We start from the raw sequence: 16432 nt of genomic DNA on the forward strand, positions 1-16432 counted from the left end.
ATGGAATTATCAAATGCGGTTTCTTTGTCTATTGTCACTGAGGCGAAAGAATATTCGCAGACTCAATGCAATATTTTAATTAATGGTAATAACACAGGTATAAAAGTTTCCGGTAAAATTCTTGAAGCCGCGATTGCGGTCGCTGAAGACTATTATCTTTTATTTCTTACCGATGATGTTATTTTCGAAGAAAGTCTGAACATTACTTTCATTCATTTGAAAACGGGTATCCTTGAAAATCTGGAACTGGGGGGGCAATATTCCACTGGCACCTTTGAGAAACTGCACATTGAGCAGGACTCTGTAAAATTTCGATTTATTGGCGATACGACCTGGAGTGTGAAGGTACAAAAGTCACCCTCTTTGAGACTCCCTTTCTCCGATCCCCGTGGAGTAACCCGATCTTCAAAACTGAAAAAATACATTGATATCACTGCCAATCCAGCTCCTGCCCGCATTGATGATAGTCGATAAGTATAGAGTTTTTTTACTTATGGAATAAAGCGAGCGGCAAACTGCCAGTTCAAATACCATTGGTATACGCTTAGGTATACCCATACAATTTTATATATTTCAAAAAGTTATAATATACATTCAGACTCCGCCAGCTTCACCAAAATTCTCCATCGGTAATTACCAGAGTCATCCGATGAAGTCCTGAAAGCCCGCATGGCGCAAGCCCTGCGTGCTTTTTTGTGTCTGTAATTTTCCGAGTCGTTCCGCCAATCCAAAGAAAATGCATACGCGCTTAATGGAGCACAGGTCTGGCGGAAACCGGCGTATGCACAATGTTCATCAAGCATCTCGGCATCAAAACATAACATTTACCCGCAACATCACCATTTGTGAGCGTGAATTCTCATTATCCAGCCCCCTCGTTCCCTGCCAGCTAATGCCGGGCGTCACACCATATGGCAGCAAAAAGTCGATGCCCATACCCAGCGCGAGATCTTCCTTGCTTTCGCTGCTCAACCTCAGGTTCCAGCTATCATTATTAACATCAGCATAGCCGAGCCGGGCGTGACCGGTATCGTTCATCAGTTGCGAATACTCAATCCGACTTTGTAATCGCATTACTCCCCAGCTAAATGGAGCGCCATACTGCCCACGAATTCCGGCCACGCCGGTTAACTGCGAAAAAGGCTGCGACGCAAAAGCCAAATTAAACGCGTTGGCATGTGTTTCGGTATAGCTATCCAGCCATGTTCGGTAGAACTGTACGCCGCCATAGGGCGCAATCACGCTATATTGCGTACGAAACTCATAGCCGGACGTTAATGCGCTAAATACCTGGCGACCGCTACGGCTGCCGAGAGCAAACACGCCGGTTTCGTTGACATAGCGACGGCTGTCAAAATTCAGACGGCTATAACCGAGCAGGCCGTCAAGGTAAAAAGCACCGGGATGGTAACTACCATAGAAAGCGCTACTGACGGATCGGCCATTATTGCGTGAACCGAAGTCGCCGATATCGCTAACGTCACGACCCACGCCCACGCCCACGCCACCCGTAAAATCGTCTGTCAGACGATAATCCCCTCCCATACTGACCCCTATCTGGGTATGAGAGAAGCTCACCGCGTTATCCTTATTGGTACCGAAATTGACATAGCCGCCGGTCCAGAATGCGAGGCGCTCAACTGACTGATTTTGCGCAACGGGTGATGAAGATAAATCATCGGGCGGTGGTTGCGGATGTTGCCAGCTGGTGGACGGCTCATCCGTCATCGCCTTTTCAGGCGTCGCCGTGGGGAAATTGAATCTAACACGGTTAAAATCAGCAGCCGTGCTCGGCCCCTGATGTAGCTGCTCCAGACGGTCATTAAAGTTACGAATCTGGGCACGAGCAAAGTTTTGCGCGGCCTGGAGTTGTGCGCTAAGCATGCCAATCACATCCGCATCCTTAGAGGGATCGGGTCTGGATGAGATTTGCACCACAACCTGTGCTGGCTGAGATGTACCGGCGCTACTGAGAAGGACATAGCGCAACGTTACCGTACCGCTGGCTTGTGCCGCCGCTTTAAACACCAGATTGAATGCCGAGCCACTTGACTCAATGGTTGCGACGCCCATTGAGGCTGCGGGTTGATTAAGCAGTTTGGCCCCATTAATTGGACCACCCGCCGCCCCCTGGATAAGGTTCACCTTTACCGACTGACCGGCATATAAAGCCGCGGAATGGTCGGTTGCCTGGGGGGGCGCAGCAGTAATCGTTAAGGTATAAGCGGAGCGAACCTTCACGCCTTGCGCATCGGTGGCGACAAGGGTAAATGCGCTTGATGTTGCCGTCCGGGGAATTCCGCTCAACTCTCCGTCAGTGAAAACCACCCCATTGGGTAACGTCCCATTAATCTGCCAGCTATAGGGCATCGTCCCACCGGCAACGCTGAAACTTTGGGTATACGCTTTCCCGACGATCCCATTAACCAATGCACCGCTTGTCGGCGTCAGCACTAACGTTGCCGACTCAACATTCAGGGTAACCGTCGCCTCTTGAGAGTCGCCATAGGCGTTAGTCGCGCGGTAGCTAAAACTATCCGTACCAACAAAACCCACGACAGGTCGATAGCGAATTTTTGTTCCCAGTACCATTGCCGTGCCATGAACAGGCTGCTTAATCACGGTCACCGCCGTCGCTTCCCCACCGGAGAGCGCCAGAGAAATCAGGTTATCGCGACTGTTTGCCGAAACGGTTGTCGATACCGCGCCGACAATGGGCGGCTGTCCGGTAACGGGTTGTTCAGCAACAGCCAAACTGTAACGAACGCTACCAGTTACACCATTGCTGTCGGTGGCGCCAATTTGGAGAGAATAATCTCCGGCCTTGGTGGGTGTCCCCGAAAGCTGCCCTGAATTGGGGTTAAGCACTATACCCTGCGGCAAGCCACTGGCGCTGTAGATATAAGGCGCGGATCCGCCTGTTGCTGCCACCGTTTGCGTCCAGTTGGTTCCTGCCGTCGCGGTGGCCAACGTCCCGGCCACGGGTGTGAAATTTAATATCGGAGCCGTTATCCGTAACGTCACGGTGGCATTTGCCGAGGTGCCCCATTGGTTAGTCGCATGATAGGTGAAACTGTCGTTTCCTGAGTATCCGGCAGCGGGAGTATAAGTGACAGAGGTACCGGCTACCGCGGCACTACCGTGTCCCGGAGAGCTAACGAGCGTGACAGAGTCTGCCGGGCCACCAGACAGCGCCAAAGCCACTGTATTATCGCTACTGTTAGCCGCCACACTAACGCTAACGTCTCCGGCAACCGGCGCCAGCCCTGAACGCTCAATGGTAATCGCATAACTTTTGGTGGTCATGCCGTCTTCAGCCGTCACTATCACTGTAATCGTATTGGTTCCTTCGCTAAGGCCGATAGAAGAGGAGGAGCCCGAGGAAACCGCCACACCATTCACCGTCATACTCGCCGCGCTATTGGAAAGATGCGGCGTCACGGTCAGCGAAGAGACGTTGTTAGCCACACTGGCAGTGTAATGGGTCGTTGCAGCAGAAAATGCCGGAGACAATTCTCCACTGGAGAGTGAGAGACCGCTCAAATCGGCATCAGAAGATAAGGTCGGTGCGGCGGCTGAGCAACGCACGGTAACCGGGCCAATATAGCCATTACTGGTGCTAACCCGAAAAAAAAGCCCGCCTGACTTTAACTGAGAAGAGGTCACATCGGCCGTATGCAACCCTGCGGTTCCTCCATCGCTACTGTAGCGAGAATAGGAGGACGCCACACTATAGCTGGCTAAAATAACCGCATCCGCGACAGTAGGATCGCCTCCGATACCGGCGCCGGAATCGGTGTATGAGACTGTCAGGCTTTCTCCACTATCAAACTCTGTGGCCTGATAGCGCAATGTCCCTGAACTCATCGGGCTGGCGGCATTGAGCGCAGAGCAGGCGGAAGAAAGCGCCTGCGCGGACGAAATAGTCACCATCGATAACAACAGGCACGAAAAGGCGAAATAACAGCCAGCCCGTAGCGACGCCAACAAACGAATAACCCCAGCGGAATAAAATTGCATCATCAATTTCTATAAGAATATTTTCATCTTCTTATCGTGTCATGAAGTCTGCGCATTGAAAGATGGGATAACACGAGGTTTTAATGGTTATTTTCAACCATTAATTTTCTTGATTGTCAGAATAATTAAATATGCATTAAACGCTTTCCACTTCCTGATAACGCTTACTCGCTATCAAGAAAATAGAGTCACCCTCTGTTTTAACACAGCTATCGTAGCGGGATAGGCTCATGCCAGGTTTACTTACCTTCGGTCATCAAGTGAATAAACGCACGCGTCGCTGCGCTGTGCCATCCATTACGACGCTGCATCAGAATAACATCGCGCCCCGGCAACGGGATTGCCAGCGGAACCGCCACCAATTGCTGCCGCTGTGCGGCAACCGGCTCCGGCAAAATTGTCGCCAGCAGGCTGTTACTGACAATTTCCTCTACCGCATTCATGGCATTGGTTTCAATAACCACCCGCAGGCCGATATGGTGACGGGAACAGTAATCGTTGATGTGTTGACGCGTTGCAAAACCATCGCTCAGCAAAATAAAGGAGAGCTGCGAGAAATCCTCTAGCGATAAGGGTTGCGCACGCTGCGCCAGAGGATGGTGTTTCCCCACCATTACCGCTAACTCCTCCTGGAAAATCACCGTTGTATCAAGGTCGGTAAACTGCGCGGGCGTGAAAGCGATCCCAAGATCAATTTTATCCTCCCCAATCTGCTTCTCAATTTCGCTCTGCATCATCTCTGTCAGGTTGATACGGATACCGGGATAACGTTCATGAAAGCGCTGGACCAGCGGCGCAGCCAGGTAAGTAGTAAATGTCGGCGTAATCGCCAGGCTAAGGAAGCCACGATGCAAATCCTCCACATCGTGAATGGCGCGCATCCCATCGTCCAGTTCCCTTATCGCTTGCCGGGCGTAGCGTTCCCACACCTTCCCGGCATCAGTCAGTTGGATTTTCCGTCCACTGCGATCAAAAAGAGGCGTATCTAATAGCGTTTCTAGCTGGCGAATTTGCTGCGAAAGCGTTGGTTGCGAGATATGTAGCCGCTCTGCTGCGCGGGTAAAATTTTCCTGTTCGGCCACCGCCAGGAAGTAGCGGATATAACGCAGTAGCATCGTTCCTCCAAACTATAGTTATTCTCTATGGTCATCATTGAGAATGAGTCTTGGCACCTATACTAGCTTTAGCGCATGCTTTGTCCATTCGTTTCGTTTATCCAATGGAGTTAGCATGAGAGAGATCGTCGAAGGTTTTTTAAAGTTTCAGCGCGACGAGTTTCCCCATCGCAGTGAACTGTTTAAAAAGTTGGCGCGTAGTCAGCAGCCGCGAACGTTGTTTATTTCCTGCTCAGACAGCCGCTTAGTACCGGAACTGGTGACGCAACGCGAACCCGGAGAACTGTTTGTTATCCGCAACGCCGGGAATATCGTGCCATCATACGGGCCGGAGCCTGGCGGCGTTTCCGCGTCGGTTGAATACGCCGTAGCGGCGCTTGGCGTGGGGGATATTGTGATATGCGGCCATTCAGATTGCGGTGCGATGACAGCCATCGCCTCTTGCCAGTGTCTCGATCATATGCCCGCCGTTGCGCATTGGCTGCGTTATGCCGATGCGGCGAAAGCGGTCAATGAAAGCCGTGAACACCGTTCCGATCGCCAGCGGATTGATGCCATGGTGCATGAGAATGTCATCGCGCAGCTCGCCAACCTGAAAACCCATCCTTCCGTGGCGCTGGCGCTGGCTCAGGGACGCGTGCGCTTGCACGGTTGGGTATACGATATTGAAAGTGGCGAGATTAGCGCGCTGGACGGGCAGACGCAGCAATTCGTTTCGCTGGCGGAAAACCCGGATGTTTCCGCCGCTCCTGCCTCCCGCTAAAGCGTACCGGCCAGCGTCTGCTGGTCGGTCAACTGACGCCGCCGGGCGGCAACGTGACGTTCCGGTAGCCGGTCGTGCTGATTAAATAACTTCCGCCGTAACGTACCTTCCTGATAAGCGGTTTTATAACGCCCTCGTTGCTGTAATGCCGGGACCACCAGCTCAATAAAATCGATATAGCTTTGTGGATTGACGATCCGCGTTAGATTAAACCCATCAATGCCCGATTCATCGACCCAGTGAATTAACGCTTCGGCGACCTGATCGGCATCACCGATAATTAGAGGATAACGCCCGCCCAACGCGTATTGCTCCAACAAACGACGGCGCGTCCAGCCGCTATAAGCTTTGGTCACCGACTCAATCGCCTGAACGCCGCTTACCTGAATCGGCTCATCCAGCGCGAAGCGAGCCAGATCAATGCCGGTGGAACTGGAAAAATGGGCAATACCGGCTTCCGGGCTGGCGTAACGCAAATACTCCTGATATTTCTCCTGCGCTTGCTGTTCGGTCGGTGCGACAATCACGCTAACGCCCATAAAGATTTTGAGATCATCAGCCTGCCGCCCGGCGGCCACCACCGCCTGACGTAGCCTTTCAACCTGCGCTTTCATCGCCTGTGGCGTGCTGCCATTCACAAAGGTGCATTCCGCATGGCGCGCAGCGAAAGCGATACCACGATCGGAGGCGCCCGCCTGAAACAGCACCGGCGTGCGCTGCGGTGAAGGAGAAGAGAGATGGTAACCTTCGACCTGGTAAAATTCGCCGTGATGACGTATCGCGTGAATTTTCGCCGCATCGGCATAAATACGCCGTTGTCGATCGGCGATGACAGCATCATCTTGCCAACTGCCTTCCCACAATTGGTAGGTCACATCAAGGAATTCATCAGCTTGATCATAACGCTGGTCATGCGCCAACTGTTGCTGTAACCCCATCGCCCGCGCCGCGCTATCCAGATAACCGGTCACAATGTTCCAGCCAACACGTCCATTGGTTAAATGGTCCAGCGTAGACAGACGGCGGGCAAAAGGATAAGGCGATTCATAGCTCAGATTAGCGGTCAGGCCAAAACCAAGATGCTGCGTCACACCCGCCATTGCAGACACCAGCAGCAGCGGATCGTTAACCGGAAGCTGGATTGATTCACGCGCGGTTAAATCGATCCCATTCTGGTACACATCATAGACGCCAAGAATATCGGCAATAAACAAGCCGTCGAACAGGCCACGTTCCAGCAAACGCGCCAAATCGGTCCAATAATCGAGTGAGGTGAATTCCGTAGAACGATCTAACGGATGCGTCCACATACCGTGATGGATATGCCCAACACAGTTCATATTAAAGGCATTCAGCAGAATTTTTTTCGCGCCAGACTGGCTCATGGGATCCTCTATGCTGCGGCAATGGATAAGTCATTAAGAGGTATTCTGCCATGTAATTTCGCGCAGCTTTATGCCATATAGCGCATTGAAATGCCGATAAAAATATATAGAAAGGGTTGCGAAGCTATCAAATAAAAAAGGCCAGTTTCCTGGCCTTATACGGTTAATTATTAGTTATTCACCGGAATAACCGCACCCTGATACTTTTTGCGGATCCAATCCTGGATCTGTTTTGAGTGTAATACCTTCACCAGCGCGACAATATCCGGTTTGTTTTCATCGCCGCGATGGACTGTGATGATATTGGCATAAGGGTTGTTTTCACCGCTCTCTACCGCGATAGGATCTTTCACCGGGTTCAGACCAGCATCAATCGCGTAATTGGCGTTAATCACCACCGCATCGCCCTCATCGTTGTTATACATTTGCGGCAACAAAGACCCTTCCACATTCGGCAGGAATTGCAGGTGCTTCGGGTTATCGACGATATCGCTAATGCGGGCATCCACTTTGCTAACGCCCGGCTTCAGTTTAATCACCCCTTCACGTTCGAAAATGGACAAAATACGCCCCTCTTCCGCCACCGCATCACGCATGATTACTTTGCCGTTTTGCGGCAGGTCTTTCAGCGACTTATATTTTTTCGAATAGATGCCGATGGGCTCAATATGGATGGCGCCAGCGCTGACAAAGTCATAACTTTTATCGTCAGCGTGATCTTTCAATACGCTCTTCAAATAAGGGATATGCTGGAAGTAGTTAGCATCAATATCATGGCTTGCCAGCGCCGTGTTCGGCAGGATGTAGTCTTGAAACGGTTTAATTTCCAGATCAATACCCTGCTTCGCAAGAATCGGCTTCGCCTGCTCCAAAATCTCGGCATGCGGAACGTTGGATGCGCCAACCGTTAACGTATCGGCCCAGGCTGTCAGGCTTAATGCGCTCAGCGTCGCGGCGGCCAGTAATGTCAGTGTTTTTTTCATCGTGATGGCTCTCAATATTATTAGCGTTTATCAAGCAGTGAGGTAATGACATCACCCAAAAATTGGATGATAAACACGATGACTAAAATCATCACCGTGGCGACCAACGTGACGTCATTGTGGTTACGCTGGAATCCTTCCAGATAAGCAAGATTTCCTAACCCGCCAGCACCGATCACCCCCGCCATGGCGCTGTAACTCACCAGAGCGATAAGCGTAACGGTGATACCTGAAACAAGCGCGGGTGATGACTCAGGCAGTAAAACACGAAAAATCAGCGTGCTCAGACGCGCGCCCATTGAGCGCGACGCTTCGATCACGCCCTTATCGACCTCACGTAAACCTATCTCAACCAAACGGGCATAGAACGGCGCCGCGCCGACAATCAGCGCGGGCAAAGCGGCGTTCGCACCGAGAATGGTGCCAATTAAAGCTTTGGTGAAGGGGATCAGTAATACGATCAGGATGATGAACGGGATCGAGCGGAACACGTTCACCACGATAGACATCAGGCGGTAAACCGTGCGCTGTTGGAACAATCCGCCGCGAGCGGTCAGAAACAGCGTCAGGCCGAGAATAATACCCAGTACAAAGGTCGCAATGCCGGAGAGCGCGGTCATATACAGCGTTTCAACGGTGGCCGCCCATAGCTGGTCGAGTTGCAGATGCGGGAATAAAGACTCAAACATGCTCAACCACCTCCACAGTGATAGCGTGGTTTTGCAAGTCATGCAAAATAGCCGCCAGTTGCTGCGAATCGGCGTTCAACTGTAGCCATAGTTCGCCAAATACACCTCTGGTGGTTTGCGTCATTTTGCCGTGCAAAATATTAAACGGTAGCTGGTAACGGAGCGCCAGTTCACTCACCACCGGCTGCTGCGTACTGTGCCCAATAAAGGTTAACTTCAGTAACTGACCACCCAACTCTGCGGCAAGCGCCGGGTCGAAAAGATCTTCATCTTGGCCGGTAGCGTAAATTTGCCGGACAAACTGACGGGTCGCGGTGTGACGCGGATGGGTGAAAACCGATAGCACCTCGCCCTCTTCAACAATTTTGCCTTCTTCCATTACCGCCACCCGGTGGCATATTTTGCGCACCACGTGCATTTCATGGGTAATCAGTACGATGGTCAGCCCCAGCTTGCGGTTAATATCCAGCAGCAAATCCAGAATCGAATCTGTGGTTTGCGGATCGAGCGCTGAGGTGGCCTCATCACAAAGTAAAACATCCGGATTATTCGCCAACGCACGCGCAATTCCGACCCGCTGTTTCTGACCGCCGCTGAGCTGTGATGGCCAGGCATTTTCACGCCCTTGCAGCCCCACCAGCGCCACTAACTCGGCCACCCGGCGACGTATCTCGGCTTTAGGCGTACCGGCTATCTGCATGGAGAAAGCAATGTTTTCACTGACCGTGCGCGACCACAGCAGATTGAAATGTTGAAAAACCATGCTGATCTTTAGCCTGGCCTGTCGCAGTTGTTCACCGCTTGCCTGAGCAATATCTTGTCCCGCAACCAGTACGCTACCGGCAGTCGGCTTTTCCAGCCCATTGAGAAGGCGAATTAAGGTGCTTTTCCCCGCCCCGCTATAACCAATAATGCCGTAAATTTGCCCGCGTTCGACGGACAAGCTGACATCATCCACCGCGGTGACCGCCACGCCCCCGGCGTTAAAAACTTTCGAAACATTCCTCAGAACGATCATTAAAGCGCTACTCGTTTTAGTTTCTTAAAGGTGATGGGTAATTAATCAGCCTGATAATTATCTGAAGATTATTTAATGGGCTAATCGCTGGCGATAATAGGCAAAGCCGACCGGGTTGAGAACAATCGAAAAGACATGTCTTATAACCGATGGTGCTATCTTCACGTAGCCACGGAAAACAGGCGTATCACGGCGTTACGCGCTATACTTCGCCACGGATTAACTCACTCAGGGATGTCATTATGACGGTTAAACTTCGTCCACTTGAACGTGAAGACCTGCGCTTCGTTCACCAACTGGATAACAACGCGAGCGTGATGCGTTACTGGTTTGAAGAGCCTTATGAGGCGTTTGTCGAACTTGAAGATCTGTACGGCAAACATATTCATGATCAAACCGAACGCCGCTTCGTGGTTGAGCACAACGATGAGAAAGTCGGATTAGTCGAACTGGTCGAGATCAATCACGTACACCGCCGCGCCGAATTCCAGATCATTATCGCCCCCGCGCATCAAGGGAAAGGTCTGGCCGGCAAAGCGGTAAAGCTAGCGATGGATTACGGCTTTTCGGTGCTGAATCTCTATAAATTATATTTGATTGTCGACCAGGAAAATGAAAAGGCGATTCATATTTACACCAAGCTGGGATTTGAAATCGAAGGTGTGTTGAAGCACGAGTTTTTTATTAACGGTGAATACCGTAATACCATTCGGATGTGCATTTTTCAGCATCAGTTTATGGCGCTATATAAACCACAACCGGGGAGTATGGTTAACCCCACAGCGCAATAATATCTACGCGAACAGGCTGGACCATCCAGCCTGTTTAAATACCTCATCAGCCGCCACGCGCGCCGACTCGGTTCATAAATGGCTGCGGGTGTTCCGGCTCAATGTTATACATCCCGCCGTAGAAAGGGTCGACAATTAGCCAACCAATAAATCCGCCTAACGGAATGTTTCCCAGGCTATACCAGAGGTTGGCGCTCTCTTTCAGCGGGAAAGTTACCGGCACATAACCGGGCCGCTCCAGCATGACCTGGTAGCGTTTTTTACCAAAGTAGCTGCCGTCTGATTTTGCCAGTTCCACGGTTTTCGGCGTCACACCTTCGGTTACCGCTCTGCCACTCTCATCTTGCACCACAAAGCTGGCGCCTTGTGGGAACGAATCAATCCGTACCCGCTGTGTTTCCGAGCCGACGATAGTGGCGCAGCCACTGAGCACACTGCTCGCCAGAAATAACGCTAAAAGCTGTTTCATCACGCATCCAAAATCCCACTCTTATGGAAACAGTGTAAACGCGAGGCGCAAGCTTTTCATTATATCAGGCTGGCATCATCAGGCGTAATAAGCCAAATTTTCAGCGAGTTAGGCGGGTTCACAGTGAAGGATAAACAGACAGGCAGAGCCGAAATCGGGAGGCTTCCCCGTAAGTAAGCACCGAACGGGGAAATACCGGCGGTTAGTCAAATAACCGTTCTAGATAACGTTCCAGCGCCGCACGGGAACTGAAACCATGGGGAATGCCATAATGATCGTGGGTATCGCCCACCAAATACATCGGAAATTGCGTGTAATGGTCGCAGGTTTTTATCTCCGACGCCGGATCGGCAATATGCTGGCTCTTCTCTTTTAAGGTCGGATGAATCACCAGTGCCGTACGACCCATTCGCGCCTCGCGGTTAACATACACATAGTTCTCGCCACGACGATATCCATACGTTTTAGCCGTCACCGTCTCCATTTCAAAGCCGGCTTTTTCCAATACGCGCGCTACCTCATCAGGTCGTAAATACATGTTCGATCCTCTCATTCTTCCAAAGCCCCGCAACATTACAACAGCCCGGTGGTTCAGGGCTTTCGGAATTATCCCTAAAGCCACGATTCAGCCAGCGGAGAAGACAGATGGTCTACACTTAGTATTACGTTATTTCTCTAAGGGAGTGAAAAATGTTTAATCGAACGACTAACAATGATGACATCGATATGAATCAGGATGTGACGGCATTAGCCGATACGCTGGACGACCTATTGAAGTCCTACGGCAGCAAAACTAAAGACGAAGTAGACGCCGCACGCAGTAAAGCCGAGGGGATACTAAAAGAGACCCGCGCCAAATTACATGGCCGCAATCGTGTTACCCAGGCAGCAAAAGATGCCGGCGATCACGTCGACTCCTATGTGCGCGATAAACCTTGGCACGGCGTCGGCATCGGTACCGCGGTCGGTATTGTTATTGGTGCCCTGCTGGCATCGCGCCGCTAAGCCCATCACCTTCTCTCTTCACCTTATCCCTGCCAGATGGCGGGGATTTTTTTCGGCTAAATTTTTTTTCACGCCTTCAGGCCAGGCCCGACAAGCCTTCCCCGCCCTACGCATCATAAAATCACAAAACGCTATATATTGTGTGGTTGCAATCCAAAACACCTACATCTAGTATTTAGTTCAACACAAACACGCTACACCTTGTGGCGACATGGGCGCGAACCGGCGAGAAAAGGATTCGCACAACGAGACGTTTTACAACCCTTAAGGTAAATACGAATCATGCGCATTATTATTTACACTAAAAATAATTGTGTCCAGTGCAACGCCACTAAAAATGCACTGGATAAAAAAGGGATCGATTACCAACTGATCAACCTGGATAGTGAGCCCGCAGCGCTGGAGACCCTTAAAGCATTGGGCTACCGCCAGGTGCCAGTGGTGATGAATGGACAAGATCACTGGAGCGGCTTCCGCCCGGATAAGATCTCCGCGCTCAGTCAGGTTTCGCTGATGGCCGGGTAAGCACATGGCTCACCTGATCTATTTCTCCAGCCAGTCGGAAAACACTCACCGCTTTATCACCCGCCTGGGGTTACCGGCGCAGCGTATTCCACTGGCAGAGGGAGAGCGGCTAGAGGCTACCAAACCGTACATTTTGGTGGTGCCCAGCTACGGCGGCGGCACCGCGCGTGGCGCGGTCCCTAAACAGGTCATTCAGTTTCTTAATCATGCGTCGAACCGCCACCTGATCCGAGGGGTTATTGCCGCCGGCAACCGTAATTTCGGTGAGGCCTTTTGTATGGCGGGCGACATTATCGCGCAAAAATGTCAGGTTCCTTATCTGTACCGCTTCGAATTGATGGGAACCGCCGACGATATCGCCAACGTGAAAGCGGGAGTAACCCAATTTTGGCAACGACAGAAACAATACGCGTAACCGCGCCTGCAGCGGCGCTGGATTATCACGCGCTCAACGCCATGTTAAACCTGTATGATGCGGACGGAAATATCCAGTTTGCTCAGGATCATGAGGCAACGCGGCAGTTTTTTCTGCAACACGTCATCCCCAATAGCGTGCCCTTCGATTCCATCGCCGAGCGTCTACGCTACCTGGTGGCCGAAGGCTATTATGAAGCGCAGGTACTCAACGCCTACGATTTTGAGTTTGTTTGTGACCTATTCCAACAGGCTTATCAGCGCCGTTTTCGCTTCCAGACGTTCCTCGGCGCGTGGAAATTTTATACCAGCTATACGCTGAAAACGTTTGATGGCAAACGCTACCTGGAAGGCTTTGAAGATCGGGTCTGTATGGTGGCGTTAACCCTGGCGCAAGGCGATACGGCCTTAGCTAACGCATTAATGGAAGAGATGCTATCCGGTCGTTTTCAGTCGGCAACCCCAACCTTCCTTAACTGCGGAAAACAACAGCGCGGCGAGTTGGTTTCCTGCTTCCTGCTACGTATTGAAGATAATATGGAGTCCATCGGGCGCGCGGTGAACTCGGCGTTGCAGCTTTCAAAACGCGGCGGCGGCGTGGCATTTTTACTCTCTAATTTACGCGAAGCGGGCGCGCCGATTAAGCGGATTGAAAACCAGTCGTCCGGCGTGATTCCGGTCATGAAAATGTTAGAAGATGCGTTTTCTTACGCCAACCAACTGGGTGCGCGTCAAGGCGCGGGGGCGGTTTATCTGCATGCTCACCATCCGGACATTTTACGGTTTCTGGATACCAAACGCGAAAACGCCGACGAGAAAATCCGCATCAAAACGCTCTCGCTTGGCGTCGTGATCCCGGATGTCACCTTTGAACTGGCTAAACATAACCGCGCCATGGCCCTGTTTTCGCCTTATGACGTTGAGCGTATTTATGGGTTGCCGTTTGCCGATATTAGCGTCAGCGAGAAGTATGACGAAATGCTGGCCGACGAACGGATTCGGAAGACATTTATTAATCCACGTGAGTTCTTCCAAACGCTGGCCGAGATACAGTTCGAATCTGGCTATCCCTACATCATGTATGAAGATACGGTAAACCGTGCGAATCCGATCAAAGGCCGTATTAATATGAGCAATCTCTGCTCAGAAATTTTGCAGGTCAATTCGCCAACTGAGTATCACCCAGATTTAGGCTATCGCCATATTGGTAAAGATATTTCCTGCAATCTCGGCTCTCTGAATATCGCTCATGCGATGGATTCTGCCGACTTCGCGCATACCATTGAAATTGCCATCCGTGGCCTCACGGCGGTGTCCGACATGAGCGATATTCAGTCAGTCCCGTCGGTGGCGCACGGTAACGCCCAGTCGCACGCCATTGGGCTTGGGCAGATGAACCTACACGGTTATCTGGCGCGTGAGGGGATAGCGTATGGTTCACCGGAGGCATTGGATTTCACCAACCTCTATTTCTATTGCGTCACCTACCATGCGCTGCGTGCCTCGAATCAGTTGGCGCGCGAACGTCAGCAAAGTTTTGCCGGTTTTGCGGCGTCACGCTACGCCAGCGGTGACTACTTTACCCAATACCTTGAAGGTGAGTGGCAACCGCGTACGCCGCGTGTCGCACAATTGTTTGCCGATGCCGGAATCACCCTGCCCGGCCACCAGCAGTGGCTCGCGCTGCGCGCTGCGGTGATGAAGGAGGGATTATATAATCAGAACTTGCAGGCGATTCCGCCAACCGGTTCTATCTCTTATATCAACCATGCCACCTCCAGCATCCACCCGATCGTTTCGCGGATTGAGATTCGTAAAGAGGGGAAAACCGGGCGGGTTTACTACCCGGCGCCGTTTATGAATAACGACAATTTGGCGCTGTATCAGGATGCCTATGACATTGGCCCGGAGGCGATTATTGATACCTACGCCGAAGCCACGCGCCATGTTGACCAAGGGTTATCGCTGACGCTGTTTTTCCGTGATACCGCCACCACACGCGACATTAATAAAGCGCAGATTTACGCCTGGAAAAAAGGCATTAAAACGCTTTACTACATTCGCCTGCGCCAAATGGCGCTGGAAGGCACTGAGGTGCACGGCTGCGTTTCCTGCTCGCTATAATCGCCGCCTCTCGCCCATAAAATATCCGGCGACCTGCAGGTCGCCGTCATGGCAGATAATAGAATGAAAACACTTAAACGCATTCAGGCAATCAACTGGAACCAACTTGAGGACGACAAAGATCTTGAGGTTTGGAACCGCCTTACCGCCAACTTCTGGTTACCTGAAAAGGTGCCGCTCTCAAATGATTTACCGGCATGGAATAGCCTCAGTAAACAGGAACAACAGCTCACGATCCGTGTGTTTACCGGCCTCACGCTGCTGGATACCATCCAAAATACGCTTGGTGCGCCAGCATTAATGGCAGACGCGCTAACGCCGCATGAAGAGGCGGTGATGTCGAACATTAGCTTTATGGAGGCGGTTCATGCGCGTTCGTATAGCTCTATTTTTTCTACGCTTTGTCATACCAGCGACGTGGATGCCGCCTATGCCTGGAGCGAAGAAAACGCGCCGTTGCAAAATAAAGCGGCGATTATTTTGCAGCACTACCATGCCGACGATCCGCTGAAGAAAAAAATTGCCAGCGTGTTCCTCGAATCATTCCTGTTTTACTCCGGTTTTTACCTGCCGATGTACTGGTCAAGCCGGGGTAAGCTGACCAATACCGCCGATCTGATCCGTTTGATTATTCGCGACGAAGCGGTGCATGGCTATTATATCGGGTACAAATATCAACTTGCGCTCGGCAACGCCGATGCAGCGCGTAAAGAGGAGCTTCAGCAGTTTGCCTATGATTTACTGCTCGCGTTATATGAAAATGAAGTGGCATATACCGACGATCTGTATGGCAATATCGGCTGGGGCGAGGAGGTAAAAACCTTCCTGCATTACAATGCGAATAAGGCTTTGATGAATCTTGGTTATGAAGCGCTGTTCCCGGCCGAGATGACCAATGTGAACCCGGCCATTCTCTCCGCGCTATCGCCTAATGCTGATGAAAATCACGATTTCTTCTCCGGTTCCGGCTCCTCCTACGTGATGGGAAAAGCGGTGGATACGGAAGATGAAGATTGGGATTTTTGACCGATAAATACCGGGCGCCGGGCGGGCGCCCGTTTGATTCCTTTTTTCGGCATTTAATGCACTAAATATCAGCAAATAAACACTTTCATTTAATGGAATAAATCC

Annotated in this window: 16 protein-coding genes; 8 read left to right on the forward strand and 8 right to left on the reverse strand. The window is 51.3% G+C overall.

Annotated features, from left to right (window positions below):
- Complete coding sequence (locus PMPD1_RS17110; RefSeq protein WP_173635178.1) at window positions 1–474, forward strand: hypothetical protein; 474 nt, start codon at window positions 1–3, stop codon at window positions 472–474.
- A gap of 336 nt (window positions 475–810) precedes the next feature.
- On the opposite strand, the gene PMPD1_RS17115 is transcribed toward PMPD1_RS17110, so the two are convergent.
- Together PMPD1_RS17115 and cynR are read right to left on the reverse strand one after the other, a co-directional pair.
- A complete protein-coding gene (locus PMPD1_RS17115; RefSeq protein ID WP_354292674.1) occupies window positions 811–4023 on the reverse strand; it encodes an autotransporter family protein in 3213 nt (1070 codons plus the stop codon).
- A gap of 236 nt (window positions 4024–4259) precedes the next feature.
- On the reverse strand, window positions 4260–5135 hold the full coding sequence (gene cynR / locus PMPD1_RS17120) for a transcriptional regulator CynR (RefSeq protein ID WP_173635179.1): 876 nt from the start codon (window positions 5133–5135) through the stop codon (window positions 4260–4262).
- A gap of 115 nt (window positions 5136–5250) precedes the next feature.
- On the opposite strand from cynR, the gene PMPD1_RS17125 reads away from it, so the two are divergent.
- Window positions 5251–5898, forward strand: a complete 648-nt coding sequence (locus PMPD1_RS17125) for a carbonic anhydrase (RefSeq protein WP_173635180.1) — start codon at window positions 5251–5253, stop codon at window positions 5896–5898.
- Here the strand turns inward: PMPD1_RS17125 and PMPD1_RS17130 are convergent.
- The 4 genes from PMPD1_RS17130 to PMPD1_RS17145 form a co-directional block, all read right to left on the reverse strand.
- Window positions 5895–7283: an LLM class flavin-dependent oxidoreductase gene (locus PMPD1_RS17130; RefSeq protein WP_173635181.1), complete on the reverse strand. Its 1389-nt coding sequence runs from the start codon at window positions 7281–7283 to the stop codon at window positions 5895–5897. The two genes, PMPD1_RS17125 and PMPD1_RS17130, sit on opposite strands and share 4 nt — an antisense overlap.
- A gap of 170 nt (window positions 7284–7453) precedes the next feature.
- Window positions 7454–8266 (reverse strand): MetQ/NlpA family ABC transporter substrate-binding protein, encoded by an 813-nt coding sequence (locus PMPD1_RS17135; RefSeq protein WP_173635182.1) that lies wholly within the window; start codon window positions 8264–8266, stop codon window positions 7454–7456.
- A 20-nt stretch (window positions 8267–8286) separates the two neighbouring features.
- Window positions 8287–8955: a methionine ABC transporter permease gene (locus tag PMPD1_RS17140; protein ID WP_173635183.1), complete on the reverse strand. Its 669-nt coding sequence runs from the start codon at window positions 8953–8955 to the stop codon at window positions 8287–8289.
- Window positions 8948–9973: a methionine ABC transporter ATP-binding protein gene (locus PMPD1_RS17145; protein WP_173635184.1), complete on the reverse strand. Its 1026-nt coding sequence runs from the start codon at window positions 9971–9973 to the stop codon at window positions 8948–8950. Before PMPD1_RS17145 ends, PMPD1_RS17140 begins: the two co-directional genes overlap by 8 nt.
- Window positions 9974–10215: 242 nt before the next feature.
- On the opposite strand from PMPD1_RS17145, the gene speG reads away from it, so the two are divergent.
- A complete protein-coding gene (gene speG / locus PMPD1_RS17150; protein WP_173635185.1) occupies window positions 10216–10764 on the forward strand; it encodes a spermidine N1-acetyltransferase in 549 nt (182 codons plus the stop codon).
- Between the two features lie 46 nt (window positions 10765–10810).
- Here speG and PMPD1_RS17155 read toward each other — a convergent pair whose 3' ends face one another.
- Window positions 10811–11233 (reverse strand): putative periplasmic lipoprotein, encoded by a 423-nt coding sequence (locus tag PMPD1_RS17155; RefSeq protein WP_173635186.1) that lies wholly within the window; start codon window positions 11231–11233, stop codon window positions 10811–10813.
- 202 nt (window positions 11234–11435) lie between these two features.
- Complete coding sequence (locus PMPD1_RS17160) at window positions 11436–11771, reverse strand: DUF2002 family protein (protein WP_173635187.1); 336 nt, start codon at window positions 11769–11771, stop codon at window positions 11436–11438.
- A gap of 152 nt (window positions 11772–11923) precedes the next feature.
- On the opposite strand from PMPD1_RS17160, the gene PMPD1_RS17165 reads away from it, so the two are divergent.
- From PMPD1_RS17165 to nrdF, 5 genes are all read left to right on the forward strand, one after another.
- A complete protein-coding gene (locus PMPD1_RS17165) occupies window positions 11924–12238 on the forward strand; it encodes a DUF883 family protein (protein ID WP_173635188.1) in 315 nt (104 codons plus the stop codon).
- Window positions 12239–12520: 282 nt separating this feature from the next.
- Window positions 12521–12763, forward strand: a complete 243-nt coding sequence (gene nrdH / locus PMPD1_RS17170) for a glutaredoxin-like protein NrdH (RefSeq protein WP_173635189.1) — start codon at window positions 12521–12523, stop codon at window positions 12761–12763.
- Between the two features lie 4 nt (window positions 12764–12767).
- Window positions 12768–13178 (forward strand): class Ib ribonucleoside-diphosphate reductase assembly flavoprotein NrdI, encoded by a 411-nt coding sequence (nrdI, locus tag PMPD1_RS17175; protein WP_173635190.1) that lies wholly within the window; start codon window positions 12768–12770, stop codon window positions 13176–13178.
- Window positions 13151–15301, forward strand: a complete 2151-nt coding sequence (gene nrdE / locus PMPD1_RS17180; RefSeq protein ID WP_354292676.1) for a class 1b ribonucleoside-diphosphate reductase subunit alpha — start codon at window positions 13151–13153, stop codon at window positions 15299–15301. Before nrdI ends, nrdE begins: the two co-directional genes overlap by 28 nt.
- 63 nt (window positions 15302–15364) lie before the next feature.
- Window positions 15365–16327 (forward strand): class 1b ribonucleoside-diphosphate reductase subunit beta, encoded by a 963-nt coding sequence (gene nrdF, locus PMPD1_RS17185; RefSeq protein ID WP_173635192.1) that lies wholly within the window; start codon window positions 15365–15367, stop codon window positions 16325–16327.
- Window positions 16328–16432: the final 105 nt, after the last annotated feature.

The sequence above is a fragment of the Paramixta manurensis genome, from assembly GCF_013285385.1.
In the GTDB taxonomy this organism is placed as follows: domain Bacteria; phylum Pseudomonadota; class Gammaproteobacteria; order Enterobacterales; family Enterobacteriaceae; genus Paramixta; species Paramixta manurensis.